At 71.4% G+C, this 16476-nt stretch carries 14 protein-coding genes; 6 read left to right on the top strand and 8 right to left on the bottom strand.

Going from position 1 to position 16476, the window contains the following annotated elements:
- Positions 1-22 precede the first annotated feature (22 nt).
- The 3 genes from ACFWV8_RS32895 to ACFWV8_RS32885 form a co-directional block, all read right to left on the bottom strand.
- Positions 23-1348, bottom strand: coding sequence for a sensor histidine kinase (locus ACFWV8_RS32895; protein ID WP_384212733.1), 1326 nt, complete (start codon positions 1346-1348; stop codon positions 23-25).
- Positions 1345-2340 carry a hypothetical protein gene (locus ACFWV8_RS32890; protein ID WP_384212730.1) on the bottom strand — a complete coding sequence of 332 codons (996 nt, stop codon included), beginning with the start codon at positions 2338-2340 and terminating at the stop codon, positions 1345-1347. Before ACFWV8_RS32890 ends, ACFWV8_RS32895 begins: the two co-directional genes overlap by 4 nt.
- Before the next feature lie 98 nt (positions 2341-2438).
- Entirely contained in the window at positions 2439-3209 is a 771-nt protein-coding gene (locus ACFWV8_RS32885) for an IclR family transcriptional regulator (protein WP_384212727.1), read from the bottom strand.
- Positions 3210-3359: 150 nt separating this feature from the next.
- Between ACFWV8_RS32885 and ACFWV8_RS32880 the strand changes: the two genes are divergently transcribed.
- The 4 genes from ACFWV8_RS32880 to ACFWV8_RS32865 all read left to right on the top strand — a co-directional run bounded on the left by ACFWV8_RS32880 (position 3360) and on the right by ACFWV8_RS32865 (position 9083).
- Positions 3360-4904, top strand: a complete 1545-nt coding sequence (locus ACFWV8_RS32880; protein ID WP_384212724.1) for an aldehyde dehydrogenase (NADP(+)) — start codon at positions 3360-3362, stop codon at positions 4902-4904.
- A 183-nt stretch (positions 4905-5087) separates the two neighbouring features.
- Complete coding sequence (locus ACFWV8_RS32875) at positions 5088-7103, top strand: GTP-binding protein (protein ID WP_384212718.1); 2016 nt, start codon at positions 5088-5090, stop codon at positions 7101-7103.
- Between the two features lie 123 nt (positions 7104-7226).
- On the top strand, positions 7227-7964 hold the full coding sequence (locus ACFWV8_RS32870) for a DsbA family oxidoreductase (protein WP_384212713.1): 738 nt from the start codon (positions 7227-7229) through the stop codon (positions 7962-7964).
- A gap of 69 nt (positions 7965-8033) precedes the next feature.
- Positions 8034-9083 (top strand): aminotransferase class V-fold PLP-dependent enzyme, encoded by a 1050-nt coding sequence (locus ACFWV8_RS32865; protein WP_384212709.1) that lies wholly within the window; start codon positions 8034-8036, stop codon positions 9081-9083.
- An 83-nt stretch (positions 9084-9166) separates the two neighbouring features.
- On the opposite strand, the gene thpD is transcribed toward ACFWV8_RS32865, so the two are convergent.
- The 5 genes from thpD to ACFWV8_RS32840 form a co-directional block, all read right to left on the bottom strand.
- The gene (gene thpD / locus ACFWV8_RS32860) at positions 9167-10063 is read right to left on the bottom strand and encodes an ectoine hydroxylase (protein ID WP_384212703.1); all 897 of its coding nucleotides are present in this window, start codon (positions 10061-10063) and stop codon (positions 9167-9169) included.
- A gap of 6 nt (positions 10064-10069) precedes the next feature.
- Positions 10070-10468 carry an ectoine synthase gene (locus ACFWV8_RS32855; protein WP_384212698.1) on the bottom strand — a complete coding sequence of 133 codons (399 nt, stop codon included), beginning with the start codon at positions 10466-10468 and terminating at the stop codon, positions 10070-10072.
- 169 nt (positions 10469-10637) lie between these two features.
- Complete coding sequence (gene ectB / locus ACFWV8_RS32850) at positions 10638-11906, bottom strand: diaminobutyrate--2-oxoglutarate transaminase (protein ID WP_384212691.1); 1269 nt, start codon at positions 11904-11906, stop codon at positions 10638-10640.
- A gap of 58 nt (positions 11907-11964) precedes the next feature.
- Positions 11965-12528 (bottom strand): diaminobutyrate acetyltransferase, encoded by a 564-nt coding sequence (ectA, locus tag ACFWV8_RS32845; RefSeq protein ID WP_384212685.1) that lies wholly within the window; start codon positions 12526-12528, stop codon positions 11965-11967.
- A 324-nt stretch (positions 12529-12852) separates the two neighbouring features.
- Entirely contained in the window at positions 12853-13965 is a 1113-nt protein-coding gene (locus ACFWV8_RS32840; RefSeq protein WP_384212681.1) for a pyridoxal-phosphate-dependent aminotransferase family protein, read from the bottom strand.
- 133 nt (positions 13966-14098) lie between these two features.
- Between ACFWV8_RS32840 and ACFWV8_RS32835 the strand changes: the two genes are divergently transcribed.
- Both ACFWV8_RS32835 and ACFWV8_RS32830 read left to right on the top strand, forming a co-directional pair.
- Complete coding sequence (locus tag ACFWV8_RS32835; protein ID WP_384212676.1) at positions 14099-15190, top strand: amidohydrolase family protein; 1092 nt, start codon at positions 14099-14101, stop codon at positions 15188-15190.
- Between the two features lie 313 nt (positions 15191-15503).
- Positions 15504-16430 carry an SCO1860 family LAETG-anchored protein gene (locus tag ACFWV8_RS32830; RefSeq protein WP_384212668.1) on the top strand — a complete coding sequence of 309 codons (927 nt, stop codon included), beginning with the start codon at positions 15504-15506 and terminating at the stop codon, positions 16428-16430.
- Positions 16431-16476 lie beyond the last annotated feature (46 nt).

Here is a 16476-nt window from a genome sequence, read left to right as displayed (position 1 = left end):
GCGAGCACCACCCGGATCCCGTTCACGGCGTGGTCCACCGGGAGCCGCCGTCGGTGGGCAGCGGGAGGGCGACTGTCAGCCGCCACAGCGGGCCGTCCCGCCCGGCCTCGGCGTGCCCGCCGAGCAGCGTGGCCCGTTCGGCGACGCCGCGCAGTCCGCGCCCGCCCCCGGGCCGTACGACCGGCGCGGGCGACGTGCCGGGCAGCGGATTCTCCATCGTCAGCTCCAACTTCTCGGTGCCCAGGGCGACATGGAGCATGACGGGCGCGGCCCCGCCGTGCCGTAAGGCGTTGCTCAGCCCTTCCTGGACGATGCGGTACGCCTCGCGCGACACCGGGCCTGGCACCGCCGCCACCTCGCCGTCGCCCGCGACGGTCAGGGTGACAGGCACACCGCAGCGGGCCAGCAGTCCCTCCAGGGCGTCGAGTGTGGGCCCCGGCGCGGCGCCCCCGTCCGCCTCCGGCTCGTCGCCCTGGCGCAACAGGCCCAGCACGGAGTCCAGTTCACCCACCGTGCGCCGGGTGGTCTCCTCGATCGCGGTCAGCGCCTCCCGTACGAACTCCCTGTCCTTCGGCGCGTCGCTGTCCAGGATCCGGCGCGCCGCGCCCGCCTGGAGGGTCACCGCGCTCAGCGTGTGGCCGACCGAGTCGTGCAACTCCCGGGCGAGCCTGTTGCGTTCGGCGAGATCCGCCGCGCGGCGTTCGGCGGCGGCCAGTCTGTCGGACGGCGTGGGCCCGAGCAGCACGGGCGCGAGGCGGGCCAGCAGCGTGCTCGCCGCCGCCGCGCACGCGGCCAGCGCGAGGAGCGAGAGGATGCCGGCGAGCGGCGCGAGAGCCATGGCCCAGCCGTGACTGAAGACACGGGGCATGCCCAGCCGGGAATCCCGCAGCGCCGACGACAGCGGCAGTGCCATCAGTGCCACCGCGAACGGCGGCAGCGCCAGCGACATCCCGCTGATGATCCCGCCGAGCCCGACATGCAGGGTGAACCAGCCTGTCGTACGCACCCTGGCGGCGCGCGAGCGGGCGGGACCGTCGGCCAGCGAGCCCTCCGGAATCCCGCACAGCGCTCGCGCCGCCGCCGCCGCCGACAGCGGCCGTACGAGAGGGAACAGCGCGCTCGCCGCCGCGATCGGCAGGGCGACCGCGTACGCGCCGAACTGGAGCGTGAGGGAGTTGGAGAACACCGTCCCGGTGCTGACGAGCGGGCCGACGATCACGGTGCCGAGCAGCCAGTACGGCATCAACAGCGCGCCGCCGAGGACCAGATGCGTCCAGCGCGGCCACGCCCGTCGGCCGACGAGGGGGCGCAGGAGCGCCGCGGCAGGACGCCGGACCGGCGTCTTCATGCCGCGCGGCGCCGCAGGACGGAGACGACAGTGCTGAGCAGCAGGAACCCGGCGACCATCGACACAGCGTAGGTCAGCACCATCGGCCCGGACGCCCCCCGGCCGGGATCCGTTGGCAGCGCCGTGACGAGGAGGAGGAACCCGCCCCAGCAGCCGAGCGTCCCCGACCCCACCCACGCGGCCGCCAGCGGGATGCGCGGAGAGAGCCCGCCGGCCGCGGGGAAGCGGAAGGCGAGCAGCACGGTGCCCACCACCGCGCTCACCGCGAACAGGCCGTTGACACCCTCCACCAGGTAGAAGTCGGCCGACCTGCCGTCGATCCGGTCGGCGCTCAGCCCGGTCGTCACCCCCGCCGCCCACAGCAGATGCGCGCCGGCGGGCAGCAGCGCCGACAGCGAACCGGCCGCCGCCGTCGCGCGTACGGCTGTCGTCGTCGTGACGTCCGAGAGAGCGCCCCGCCAGAGGTGGCCCCAGCGGCGCCGCGCGTACCGCACGAAGAGCGCGCCCAGGGTGAGTCCCTGGAGGATGAAGCCGGAGTAGACGACGCCGAAGACCCACGCGTCGAGGAACGGCTCCGAGTCCGAAGGCGCCGGGCGGGTGCCGTCGACCACGGAGGCGGCCAGCTGGAGCGGGTAGCCGGTCATGATCGGCGCGAGCAGCCCCGTGCCGACCCACATCGGCAGGGCGAGCAGCCAGGCGGGGACCCGCCGCCCCCACGGCTGCGTCAGCAGCAGCGCGAGGACCACCACGGTCGCGTCGAGGACGACGGACACCCCGTTGGCGACCGCCATCATGGCCCGGTTCTCCAGCAGCGTGCTGCCGTCGGGGATGCAGGTCCGGCCCCCGGCGATCCACACGAGTTTGAGCGCGATGTACGGGAGGCACGAGGCGACGGCGACGGCGGGCAGCGCGCGTACGCCACGGCCGGGCGGTGGCGGTGGCACGGGCGCGGGCGCGCTCGCGGTGAGGGCGGCGGCGGATGTCTCGGTCATGCCACCCACGCTTCCGGCCCGCGGCCCGCCGCACCTCCCCCGCCCCGACGATCCCCCTCCGCCGCGCGGGGGAGACCGGTCGCCCGGGAGGGGCGCGGTCAGAGCCTGCGGGTGGCCAGCGTCAGACGGTCGCGCGCGTCGAACAGCGCGTCCTTGATCATCTGCTCGTGCGCGGGCGTGAGCCGCGCCACCGGCACCGAGCAGCTGATCGCGTCGCGCGCGGGTGTCCGGTACGGGATCGCGATGCCGAAGCAGCGCAGCCCGAGGGTGTTCTCCTCACGGTCCACGGCGTACCCCTGCTCGCGGATCGTGTTCAGTTCCCCGATGAGCTTCTCGCGGTCGGTGATGGTGTGCTCGGTCAGCGACGACAACGTCTCCGGCAGCATCTTCCGTACCTGCTCGTCGGTGTGCGTCGCGAGCAGAGCCTTGCCGAGCGAGGTGGAGTGCGCGGGCAGCCGGCGGCCGACGCGTGTGAAGGGCCGCAGATAGTGCTGGGACTGGCGGGTGGCGAGATAGACGATGCTGGTGCCGTCGAGACGCGCCAGGTGGATCGTCTCCGTCGTGTCGTCGGAGAGCCGGTCCAGGGTGGGGCGGGCGGCGGCCACCACCTCGTCACCGTCGATGTACGACGTGCCGACGAGCAGGGCCCGTACGCCGATGCCGTACCGCGTGCCGGTCGCGTCGGTCTCCACCCAGCCCAGCTCGACGAGGGTCCGCAGCAGCATGTAGAGACTGGACTTCGGATAGCCGACCGCTTCCTGCACCGAGGCGAGGGAGTGCATCCCGGGACGCCCGGCGAAGTACTCCAGCAATTCCACCGTCCGCACCGCGGACTTGACTTGTGCTCCACCCGTTTCCGCTGCCGACATTGTCTCTCGCCCCTATCTTGACCACTCTTGACCACATAGAACGCACAGAAATAGAGTCCCCTTGGATTCATCATCAGGAACTCTGTTCAGAATACCGAACAGCGCCTTGGCGATGACAGCGGACGACACAGGAATTGGAAGGAAGCCGCGGTGGCAGCAGTACCAGTCTGGAGTGTCGACCCCCGAACCGGGAAGCCGCGTGAGCAGGTCGCGGTCGAGGCCACGGCCGAGGAGGTCGACCGCGCGGTGGGCCGCGCGCACGCCGCCCGGCCCGCGCTCGCCGACCGTACCGCGCGTGCGGCGCTTCTGCGCACGGCGGCGGATCTCCTCGATGAATCGGGGGCGTACGCCATCGAGGCGGCGGACGCCGAGACCGCGCTGGGACCGGTCCGGCTCACCGGCGAACTCGCCCGTACGACCGCCCAGTTGAGGGCTTTCGCGGACGTCGTGGACGAGGGCGCTTTCCTCGACGTACGCATCGACCACGCCGATGGCGACCGTACGCCGCCCTGGCCCGACCTGCGGCGCTGGAAGGTGCCGCTCGGCGTCGTCGCCGTCTACTCGGCCAGCAACTTCCCGTTCGCCTTCTCCGTCCCGGGCGGCGACACCGCGAGCGCGCTCGCCGCCGGCTGCCCCGTGGTCGTCAAGGCACACCCCGACCACCCCGCCACCTCCGAGATCTGCGCCGCCACCCTGCGCAGGGCCGCCGCGCAGGTCGGGCTGCCCGAGGACGTGGTGGTCCTGGTCCACGGCTTCCAGGCCGGTGTGGAGCTGGTGAAGCACCCGCTGGTGGCCGGGGCGGGCTTCACCGGTTCGGTACGCGGCGGACGCGCCCTCTTCGACGCGGCGGCGGCCCGGCCCACCCCGATCCCCTTCCACGGCGAACTCGGCTCGCTCAACCCCGTCGTGATCACCGAAGCCGCGGCGGCCGAGCGCCCCGAGCAGCTCGGCGCCGGTCTGGCCGGGTCGATGACGCTCGGCGAGGGCCAGTTCTGCACCAAGCCCGGCTTCGTCCTGGTCCCGGAGGGCGACGCGGGCGACAGTCTCCTCAAGTCGCTGACGACGGCCGTCAGCGAGACCGAGCCCGGCGTGATGCTCGACCACCGGATGCGGGACGCGTTCGTCGCGGGCGTACGCGAGCGGGCGGAGCTGCCCGACGTGGCGGCCCCCATCACCCCGGGCGCCGGCGGCGACCACACCGTCAGCGCGGGCTATCTGACCGTACCGGCGGGGCGCCTGGCCGCCGACGGGCCGCACGATCTGCTCCTGGAGGAGTGCTTCGGCCCGGTGACGGTCGTCGCCCGGTACGGCTCCGACGCCGAGATCGGCGCCGTCCTCGGCCGCCTGCCCGGCAACCTCACCGCCACGCTGCACCTCGCCGAAAGCGAGGCCGGGGACGCGGACTCCGGCGCGGCGCGGCTGCTCGCCGACCTGACGCCGCTCGCGGGCCGCGTCCTCGTCAACGGCTGGCCCACCGGCGTCGCCGTCGCCCCCGCGCAGCAGCACGGCGGCCCCTACCCGGCGTCCACCTCCACGTCGACCTCCGTCGGCGCCACCGCGATCGAGCGCTGGCTGCGGCCCGTCACCTACCAGTCCACGCCCGCCGCGCTGCTACCGCCGGAGCTGCGCGACGACAACCCGGCGGGTCTGCCCCGCCGGGTGGACGGCCGCGCGGAGCCGGCGACGGTCTCGTAGACCCGCGAAACGCGACCCCCGACCGCCCGGTAAATCGTTTGCCGGGCGGTCGGGGGTTTGCTGTACTCCCCGACGTCGGCCGCCCGGCCGGCCCGTCAGCCACTCAAGGAGCCGTCATGCGCGGAACGTCCGTGTCCATCCAGCGGAAGGGAACCCCTGCCTATTCAAAGGACATGACGCTCAGTGAGTACGCGTACGCTCAACCTCGGAATCCTGGCGCACGTCGACGCCGGTAAGACCAGCCTGACCGAGCGGCTGCTGCACGCCGCCGGAGTCATCGACGAGATCGGCCGGGTCGACGACGGGAACACCCAGACCGACTCCCTGGCACTCGAACGCCGGCGCGGCATCACCATCAAGTCCGCCGTCGTCTCGTTCGCCATCGACGACATCACCGTCAATCTCATCGACACCCCGGGACACCCGGACTTCATCGCCGAGGTGGAGCGGGTGCTCAGCGTGCTCGACGGCGCCGTTCTCGTCGTCTCCGCCGTCGAGGGAGTCCAGGCGCAGACGCGCGTGCTGATGCGGACACTGCGCCGGCTGCGCATCCCCACGCTTGTCTTCGTGAACAAGATCGACCGTGTCGGCGCCCGGCACGACGGCCTCCTGCGTGACCTGGCCGCGAAGCTGACGCCCGCGATCGTCCCCATGGGATCGGTATGCCGACTCGGCACGCGCGGGGCCGACTTCACCCCGTACGGCGCGACGGACCCGGCCTTCTCCCCGGCCGGCACGCTGGCCGAGCGACTGGCCGAACAGGACGACGCCTTCCTCGCGGCGTACGTCGAGGACCCGGCCCGCCTCACGTACGACACGCTCCGCCGTGAACTGGCCCACCGGACAGGGCAGGCGCTGATCCATCCCGTGTACTTCGGCTCGGCCATGTCCGGCGCGGGTGTGGACACGCTCACCGCCGCCATCAGGGAGCTGCTGCCCGCCACCGCGGGCGACGAGCGGGGTCCCGCCTCCGGCACGGTCTTCAAGGTCGAGCGCGGCTCGGCCGGCGAGAAGATCGCTTACGTACGGATGCTCGCCGGCACGCTGCGCGTACGCGACCGGCTGCCCGTCGGCGACGGCGACGAGGGCAGGGTCACCGCGATCAACGTCTTCGAGGACGGCTCGTCGGTGCGCCGCTCCTCCGTCGGCGCGGGCCGGATCGGCAAGCTCTGGGGGCTCGCCGACATCCGGATCGGCGACGTGATCGGCGACCCGTCCGCCGCCACCGCCGCACGCCGCCACTTCTCCCCGCCGACCCTGGCCACCGTCGTCGTCCCAGGCGAGCGGACCGACAAGGGCGCGCTGCACGCCGCGCTCACCCAACTGGCCGAGCAGGACCCGCTGATCAATCTGCGGCAGGACGAGATCCGGCAGGAGATCTCGGTCTCGCTCTACGGCGAGGTACAGAAAGAGGTCATCCAGGCGACACTCGCCGACGAGTACGGCGTGGACGTCACCTTCCGTGAGACCACGACGATCTGTGTGGAAAGGCTCGCCGGCACGGGAAGCGCGGCGGAGGTCATGGGAAAGGAACCCAATCCGTTCCTCGCGACCGTCGGACTGCGGGTGGAACCGGCGCCGCCCGGCAGCGGTGTGGATTTCCGGCTGGAGGTCGAACTCGGCTCCATGCCCTACGCGTTCATGAAAGCCATCGAGGACACCGTGCGGCTCACCCTGCGCGAAGGTCTGTACGGATGGGCGGTCCCCGACTGCCTCGTGGTGCTGACGCGCACCGGCTACGCGCCCCGGCAGAGCCACGCCCACGCCACGTTCGACAAGAGCATGTCGAGCACCGGCGGTGACTTCCGGCTGCTGACCCCACTGGTGCTGATGGCCGCGCTGAAGGACGCGGGCACGGTCGTGTGCGAACCCATGCACCACTTCCGGCTCGACGTACCGGCCGACACGTTCGGAGCGGTGCTGCCCGCCCTCGCCCGGCGGCGTGCGGTGCCCCACACGCCCTCGGTGCGCGGGACGTCGTACGTGGTGGAGGGCGAGATCCCGGCGGCCCAGGTGCACGCCCTCGAACAACTGCTGCCGACGCTCACCAGCGGCGAGGGCGTCCTGGAGGCGGCCTTCGACCATCACCAGCCGGTCCAGGGCCCGCCCCCGACCCGCTCCCGCACCGACCACGACCCGCTCAACCGCAAGGAGTACCTGCTCAGCGTGGTGCGGCGGGTCTCGGCGGGGGCGCAGTGAGGCGGCCGTTGCCGGGCGTCCCATTCCCGGCCGTCGTGGCGGGAATGGGGACGTGTGTCCGGCGGGTTGCGCTAGGAGCGGAGGGAGGCTCCGCACCGACCTGCCCTGGAGAGAAGCAGACACATGCGCGTGGAGATCTGGAGCGACATCGCCTGTCCCTGGTGCTACATCGGCAAGGCCCGGTTCGAGAAGGGACTCCAATCCTTCAAGCACCGGGCCGACGTCGAGGTGGTGCACCGTTCCTTCGAGCTCGACCCCGGGCACGCCAAGGACGAAGTCGCTCCCGTGGTCGACATGCTGGCCGCGAAGTTCGGCCGCTCCCGCGACGAAGCCCTCGCCATGGAGGAGCAGGTGGCCTCGCAGGCGCGCTCCGAAGGGCTCGGCTACCGCGTCGGCGACCGGGACCACGGCAACACGTTCGACATCCACCGGCTGCTCCATCTGGCCAAGGCGCGCGGCCGGCAGGACGAACTGCTGAGCGTCGTCTACCGGGTGAACTTCGCCGAGGAGCGCTCGGTCTACGACCTGGAGACGCTGGTCGATCTCGCCGTCGAGGCGGGCCTGGACGAGGCCGAGACGCGGGTACTCCTCGCGGACGAGGACGCGTTCGCCGACGAGGTACGGGCCGACGAACGGGAGGCGGCGGAACTCGGCGCGACCGGCGTGCCCTTCTTCGTACTCGACCGCCGTTACGGCGTCTCCGGGGGCCAGCCCGCCGAGGTCTTCACCCAGGCGCTGGAGCAGGCGTGGCAGGGACGCGCGATCACGCCCGTCGTAGCGAGCGGCGCGGCGAACGAATCGGCCCCCACCTGCGACGCGGAGGGCTCCTGCGAGATTCCGCAGGCCCACACCCATTCATAAGGATCCCTTGGGTGTTCCCCTTGGAAATGCGCAATTGACTGAGAGCGGCAAGGGTCCCAGGGTGAGGCCATGGACACTCTGGGAGGCACCGAGTTCACGCCCGCGGCGACGTATCTGAACACATCGAGCTGCGGTCTGCTGCCGCGCCGGGCGGTCGAAGCGGTACGGGCGCTGGCCGTCGACAACGGCACGGGGGCAGGGCACGGCGGGGGCAGTTTCGACTCGGTGGACGCGGCCCGCGCCTCGTTCGCGCGCCTCGTGGGCATTCCCGCCGGGCGCGTGGCCGTCGGCGGCTCGGTGGCGGTCCATGTCGGTCTGATCGCGGCCTCGGTGCGGCCGGGCAGTGAAGTCCTCATGGCCGAGGGCGAGTTCAGCTCCGTCGTCACCCCCTTCGCCGTACGCGGTGATCTCAAGCCGCGCTATGTACCGCTGGAGTCGCTGGCCGGCGAAGTACGGCCCGAGACCGCGCTGGTGGCCGTCTCGGCCGTCCAGTCCGGCGACGGCCGCATCGCCGATCTGCCGGCGGTACGGGCCGCCGCCGAGGCGCACGGCGCCCGTACGCTGCTCGACGCGACCCAGGCGGCGGGCTGGCTGCCCGTGGACGCGGGGGCGTACGACTACACGGTCGCCGGTGGCTACAAGTTCCTGGTGAGCCCGCGCGGCACCTCGTTCCTGACCGTCACCGAGGAGGCGCAGGAGAGCCTGGTGCCCATCCACGCGGGCTGGGTCTCGGGCGAGGACATCTGGGCCAGTACGTACGGCCCCGTCGAGCAACTGGCCCACTCCGCACGCCGGTTCGACGAGCCGACGGCCTTTCTCTCCTACCACGGCGCCGAACAGTCCCTGGCCCTGCTGGAGGAGATCGGCGTCGAGCGGATCCAGGCCCATGTCACCGCGCTCGCCGACCGCTTCCGGGCCGGCCTCCGCTCCCTCGGACACGAGCCGGTCGCCGCCCCTGGCTCCACCGTCGTGGCCGTACCCGGTCTCGGCGATCTGCACCCCCGGCTCCAGACGGCGGGCGTGACGGTCTCGGTCCGCGCGGGCAATCTGCGTGCCGCCTTCCACCTCTACAACTCCACGGCGGACGTGGACCGCGCGCTCGACGTCCTCGCGGGCTGAGCGACCACTCCGCCGGAGCCCGGCCGCGTGAGTGCGGGGCCGGTCGTGACGACCGGCCCCGCACCTCTTCCACGCGGGCGGACTCAGCGGACCGGCGTGAAGTCCCTGGAGCCGATGAACGACGGCCGCGGGGCGGGCGCCGCGAACGGCTCGACCGCCGCGTTCTCCACGCTGTTGAAGACGATGAAGACGTTGCTGCGCGGGAACGGGGTGATGTTGTCGCCCGACCCGTGCATGCAGTTGCAGTCGAACCAGGTCGCCGAACCGGCCTTGCCCGTGAAGAGCTTGATGCCGTGCTCCGACGCGAGATCGGTGAGCGCCTGGTCCGACGGCGTCCCCGCGTCCTGCATCTTCAGCGACTGCTTGTAGTTGTCCTTCGGCGTCCCGCCCGCGCAGCCCAGGAAGGTCTTGTGCGACCCGGGCATGATCATCAGGCCGCCGTTGGTGTCGAGGTTCTCGGTCAGGGCGATCGACACCGAGACGGTCCGCATGTTCGGCAGACCGTCCTCGGCGTGCCATGTCTCGAAGTCCGAGTGCCAGTAGAAGCCCGAGGCGCCGAAGCCCGGCTTCACGTTGATACGGGACTGGTGGACGTACACGTCCGAGCCGAGGATCTGCCGGGCCCGGCCCACCACACGCTCGTCGCGCACCAGACCGGCGAAGAGCTCACTGAGCTTGTGGACCTCGAACACCGACCGTACGTCCTTGGACTTGGGCTCGATGATCGAGCGCTCGTCGGACCGGACGGCCGGGTCGGTGACCAGCCGGTCGAGCTCGGCGCGGTAGAGCGCCACCTCGTCGGGGCCGATGAGCTGGTCGACGGTGAGGAACCCGTCCCGCTCCAGACCCTGGAGCTCACCGGCGGCGACCGGGCCGGGGGTGCCGGGCGGTGACCAGACGACGGGGTCCTGACGCGGGGTGGTCACCTCACCCACGCCACGGGTCGGGTACAGGTCGGTGCGTGCAGGGGCGGTGGTCATGGCAGTTCAGCCCTCCTCGGTCAGCAGCGGGTATACGCCGTTCTCGTCGTGGTCCTCCCGCCCTGTCACCGGCGGGTTGAAGACGCAGACACATCGGAAGTCGGTTTTCGGCCGGAGCGTGTGCTTCTCGTGGCCGTCGAGCAGATACATCGTGCCGGGGGAGATCCAGTGGGTCTCGCCCGTGTCGTCGTTGGTGAGTTCGGCCTCGCCCTCCACGCACAGCACCGCCTCGATGTGGTTCGCGTACCACATCGGTGTCTCGGTGCCCGCGTAGAGCACGGTCTCGTGCAGGGAGAAGCCGACCTTCTCCTTGGCGAGCACCAGGCGCTTGCTCTCCCAGGTGCCCGACGCCGATCTCACATGGCGGTCGGTGTTCTCGATGTCCTTCAGCGATCGAACGATCACGGTGGCTGGGACCCTTCTGTGCTGCGGCGTGTCCGTGATGCGGCGTGATGCGGCGTGCCGCGGTTCTGTGCCGCGTCGCGTTGTCTTGTCCGGGTGCCCGCCCTGGGGCCCGGATCACCCGGGCCCCAGGGGCGGACCTTTTCGGTCAGGCGGTCAGTCGGTCGGTCGGTCAGGCCGTCTCGCGTACGGCGCGGGCCAGCGTGCGCAGGCCCTCGTCCAGTTCCTCGGGCGTGACGGTCAGCGCCGGAAGCAGCTTCACGACCTCGCTCTCCGGGCCCGAGGTCTCCAGCAGGAGCCCCAGCTCGAAGGCGCGGCGGCAGATCGCGCCGGCCCGCGGCTTGTCCTCGAACTCCATGCCCCAGACGAGGCCACGGCCGCGGAAGCTCACACTGCCGGGCGCGCACTCCTCCACCAGGGCCAGCAGCGCGCGCTCGACCTGCTCGCCGCGCTCCAGGGTCTGCTTCTCCATCTGGCCGTCGGCCCAGTAGGTGTTGAGCGCGGCGGCGGCCGTCACGAAGGCCGGGTTGTTGCCGCGGAACGTGCCGTTGTGCTCACCGGGCTCCCAGATGTCCAGCTCCGGCTTGAAGAGCGTCAGCGCCATCGGCAGGCCGTAGCCGCTGATGGACTTCGACAGCGTGACGATGTCCGGGGTGATGCCGGCCTCCTCGAAGGAGAAGAACCCGCCGGTGCGTCCGCAGCCCATCTGGATGTCGTCGACGATGAGCAGCATGTCCTGGCGCTCGCACAGATCGGCGAGGGCGCGCAGCCACTCGGGGCGGGCGACGTTGATGCCGCCCTCGCCCTGCACCGTCTCGACGATGACGGCGGCGGGCTTGTTGAGCCCGGAGCCCTGGTCACCGAGCAGCCGCTCGAACCAGAGGAAGTCGGGGACCTGGCCGTCGAAGTAGTTGTCGAACGGCATCGGGGTGCCGTGGACCAGCGGGATGCCCGCTCCGGCCCGCTTGAACGCGTTGCCGGTGACGGCGAGAGAGCCCAGCGACATGCCGTGGAAGGCGTTGGTGAAGGACACGATCGACTCGCGGTTCTTCACCTTGCGGGCCAGCTTGAGCGCCGACTCGACGGCGTTGGTGCCCGTGGGGCCCGGGAACATCACCTTGTACGGCAGATCACGGGGCCCCAGCACCACGCTCCGGAACGACTCCAGGAAGGCGCGTTTGGCGGTGGTCGCCATGTCCAGGCCGTGGGTGATGCCGTCGCGCTCGATGTAGTCGATCAGCGCCCGTTTCAGTACGGGGTTGTTGTGCCCGTAGTTGAGCGAACCGGCGCCGGCGAAGAAGTCGAGGTAGCTGTGACCGTCCTCGTCGGTGAGACGGCTGCCCTGGGCGCGGTCGAACACGGCCGGCCAGCCGCGGCAGTAGCTCCGTACCTCGGATTCGAGGGTCTCGAAGATACTCAGGACGGGCGGGGTGATGGTCATAGCAGTCTCCTGAAGGGTGTGGGAGAGAGGAGTGCGGGAGTGGGGGGAGTGGCGCGGCTCAGGTCGTGAGCGGGCCGATCCGGTACAGCACCTCGGGCTGGTGTCCTCCGTCGGGGAAGAGCTCCCCGTCGAAGAGCACTTCGCGCTCCAGGGTCGCGCCATGACGCTCGGAGAAGGCGTGGAACATACGGTCCGACGCCGCGTTGTCGGGGGTGACCGTCGTCTCGACAGAGGTGATCCCCTGCTCGTCGGTGACCCGTCGGACGAGTGAGTCGAGAAGGGTGCCGGCGAGGCCCTTGCCCCGGTGGGCGCTGTCGACGGCCACCTGCCAGACGACCAGGGCCTCGGGGCGCTCGGGCCTGACGTAACCCGTCACGAAGGCGATGGGGGTCCCGTCGGCCGCCCCGTCGGCTCCCGAGGCGGTGTCGCGGGCCACGACCGAGGTCGCGGCGAAGTCACGACACCACAGCAGATAGCTGTACAAGGAGTTCAGGTCGAGCACCTCGGAATCGCGGGCGATGCGCCAGATCGCGGCCCCGTCCTCCACTCGTGGGGCGTCGATCCGGAAGGATCGCGTGAATTCGCTTCGGACACCTGCAAGGTCTGCTTGGGCGGCAGTCATGTCTATTGAATTTACCGAGCGGATTCGGAAAGCGCATCGTCGGCAGGGGTTGGGCGGGGACCTGATCTGTGTTATCACGCGGGCGCGTGCGCCAAGGAGACGGGGAGGTAGTACGTGACGGTTTGACCAGGAGATACCGGGCAAGGCGGGCGCGCTTGTGTACTCGGTCACATGTGCGTAACGCTCTCGATCCCTGTCGGAATTACATCGTCGCCGTTGTTGAAACCTTGGCGTTTAGGATCAGAAAAAGCGGGCAGACGAATACGGGAAGCTGCTTGGAGAAGAATACATTCCCGTATTCTCGAATTAATGCGTCCGTTGTTTTCAGGATGCGATGCCGGACCACTTGTCGGATACTGCCTTCTCGGCCGCCGCGGGATTCACATCGGCGCCCGCCGCCGCGAGCGCGGCGCCCAGTGCGGCGAGCGAGGACCGGACCGCGCCGGGGGTGGCGTCGGAGCCGTAGTGGTTGACCCGGATCATCTCCTTGGCCAGCGCCCCGCCCCCGGCGATCAGGGGCAGCGAGGGGTCGGCGGCCAGGGCAGCGGCGACCAGTGCTGAGGCGTCGGTTCCCGGCGGGGTGCGCAGCGTGGTGGCGACAGGGGCGGCGTCCCGCGCGGAGTACACGTACGGCTCAATCCCACCGCCGAGTGCGAGGGCCCCCGCGCGGGTGGCCGAGGCCGCCGAGGCGTGTGCCGCCATCCGGGTGGCGAGCCCCTCCGCCTCGATGCGCTCCAGACAGGCGTCCAGGGCCAGCATCTCCAGCTGGGCGGGGGCATGCGGCAGAGCCACGCGGCCGGTGTCGATCCAGCGCTCCTTCCAGTCGAGGAGCGAGAGGTACGAGCGGCGGGGCGCCCCCGGGTTCGCCGCCAGCCGCTCCCAGGCGCGGGTGCTCACCGACACGGCGGAGACACCGGCGGGGCCGCCCATGGCCTTCTGCGCGCCGATCACGCACAGGTCGACGCCCCAGGCGTCGGGCAGTAGCGGCTCGGCGGCCACGGACGCGACGGCGTCCAGCATGAACAGCGCCCCGTGAGCGCGGACGGCCTCGCCGATCTCCGCCACGGGGTTGGTGTTGCCGGTGGCCGCCTCCGCGTGCACCAGCGACACGAAGTCGATCTCCGGGTGCTCCGCGAGGGCCCGCTCGACCTGCTCGGCCGTGGCCGCCGCGTGGAAGGGCACCTCCAGATCCACGACCTTGGCGCCGCAGTCGCGGAGCCAGTCGCCGAAGGTCTGGCCGTACGGGCCGGTGACGACGTTCAGCGCGGTCGAACCGGCGCGGGCACCGCCGCGGACGCAGCCTTCCAAAGGAAGCAGCGCCTCACCCTGCATGATCACCACGTCCTGCTCGGTGTCGAGCAGGGCTGCGACCCGTCGCTCGACGGCCGCGAAACGGGCGGGGGTGAGGGGAGGCAGGTCCAGCAGGGGATGGGTCACGGCGGCGGGCTCTCTTCGGGTCGGGCTGGTGGGGCGGAGTGGGGCGGGGCGGGACGGTCGAGCCGGGCGTCGCTCGAACGGTGTTCGGACACGCCCTCGTCGAGGGTACTCAGCGCCTCGTAAAGTTCGGCCCATGAGTGATCGCGCGGTGCTGCATGTGAAGGGCCGGGTGCTCGTCGGACCCGACGAGGTCAGGGACGAGCTGTGGGTCGTGGACGGGCGGACCACCTATGAGCGTCCGTCCGGCGCGCGCGACATCCGTACGGTCGCGGGCTGGGCCGTGCCGGGCCTGGTCGACGCCCACTGCCATGTGGGTCTGGACACCCACGGTCCGGTGGACGAGGCGACGAGCGAGAAGCAGGCGCTCGCCGACCGGGACGCGGGCACGCTGCTGCTGCGCGACGCGGGGTCGCCGTCCGACACCCGCTGGATGGACGCCCGGGACGATCTGCCGAAGATCATCAGGGCAGGCCGGCACATCGCGCGCACCCGCCGCTACATCCGTAACTTCGCCCACGAGATCGAGCCGGGCGATCTCGTCGCCTTCGTCGCCCAGGAGGCCGGGCGCGGCGACGGCTGGGTCAAGCTCGTCGGGGACTGGATCGACCGTGAGGCCGGGGACCTGACCGCGTGCTGGCCGCGCGGCGAGGTCGAGGCGGCGATCGCCGAGGCGCACCGGCTCGGCGCCCGCGTGACGGCCCACTGCTTCGCGGAGGTCGCGCTGCGCGATCTCGTCGAGGCCGGGATCGACTGCGTCGAGCACGCCACTGGGCTCACCGACGACTTGATCCCGCTCTTCGCGGGGCGCGGCGTCGCGATCGTCCCGACGCTGGTCAACATCGCCACGTTCCCGGATCTGGCGGCCGGCGCGGAGACCAAGTTCCCGGGCTGGTCGGCCCATATGCGGCGGCTGCACGAACGCCGTTACGACACGGTGCGCAACGCGTACGACGCGGGCATCCCGGTCTTCGTCGGCACGGACGCGGGCGGCTCCCTGGCGCACGGTCTGGTGGCCGACGAGGTCGCGGAGTTGGTGAAGGCCGGTATTCCGCCGGTGGAGGCGCTGTCGGCGACCGCGTGGGGAGCGAGGGCCTGGCTGGGGCGTCCGGGCCTTGAGGAGGGCGCTCCGGCCGATCTGGTGGTGCTCGACGGGGACCCGCGGGTCGATGTGCGGATGCTGGCGGCGCCGCGGCGGATCGTGCTCAACGGGCGGGTCGTGGGCTGACGTTCGGCGCGGGGGCCCCTTCGGCGAGGCCCCCGGTGAGTTCCGGGGTGAGCTCTTGGGTGAGCTCGCCGTACGCCCGCCGGAACGGCCGGGTGCGCGACCGTACGCCCCCCGGTGCGGGTGGCCGGAAGGAACGCCCGTACCCACAGAATTCGAACGTGGACACAGAAACCCCCCTTTGGAGTGAACTCACCCCAGGTGTCCGCCAGTTCACTCTCGGTGCGCGAGGATTCCCGTGTCTCGGTCGCCGCCGCCCATGTGTCCCCATGCAGGCCGGTCGGCGACGCCAAATCTCAGTGGGGGTTCCACCATTTTGAACAGCAATGTCTTCCGCATGCCCGCACGCCGTTCCGCCGCGCTGGCGGCGGCCGTGGCCCTGGTCGCGGGGCCCGCCGTGCTCGCCGCCCCGGCGCAGGCCACGGGAGGAACGGGAGCGACCTCAGGAAAGGGCAAGGCGGGCGCGGTCGTTCTGCGGACCGCCCTCGACGTGTCCCTGCTCAACAAGACCGTCGAAGTGCCGCTGCGGGCGTCGCTCAACGAGGTGCAGGCTCCGGCCGACGCCGACAAGACCGCGCTCACCGTCGAACTCGACGGGGTCGACCAGGGCAGGCCCTTCACCGTGCTGGGCGCCGAGGTCGCCACCGCGCGGGCCACGGCCGACGACCGGAAGGCCGAGGGCTACGCCAACATCGCCCATGCCAAGGTCCATGTCCCCGGGCTGCCGCTCCTGTCACTCATCGAGGTCCAGGAGGTCACCTCCAAGGCGGTCTGCGAGGCCGGGAAGAAGCCCGTCGCCGAATCCAATCTGCTCGGCTCCGTCACCGTCCTCGGTAAGAAGGTCACGCTCTCGGCGGGCGGACCGACCCGGGTCGAGGTGCCGGGCGTCGGCGAGGTGACGCTCGACCTGTCGAAGACGCGGACCACGTCCCGTACGGCCGCCGCGACCGCGCTCGAACTGCGGGTCGCGGTGAACCCGCTCAAGCTGAACGTCGCCGACGTCCAGGGCACCCTCACCCTCGCCGAGGCGACCTGTGAGGCGCCCGCCGAGCCGGTGAAGGAGGAGCGGCCGGAACCGGAGAAGGACGGTGTCGAACCGCAGACCGCCTCGGAGCCGGCCCCCGAGAACCTCGCCGAGACGGGCGGCAGTTCGACCACGCCGTATCTGGCGGGCGGTGCGGTGCTGCTGCTCGCCGTGGGCGGCGGCGCGATGGTGCTGGTACGCGGGCGCGACAGGAGCTGACGGGGCGCGCCGGCGGTCGGTCGGCGGGCGGACCGGGACTCGGCCC

It is taken from the genome of Streptomyces sp. NPDC058665 (assembly GCF_042714995.1).
Taxonomy (GTDB): Bacteria; Actinomycetota; Actinomycetes; order Streptomycetales; family Streptomycetaceae; genus Streptomyces.
This window is presented reverse-complemented; position numbering and strand designations above follow the sequence as displayed.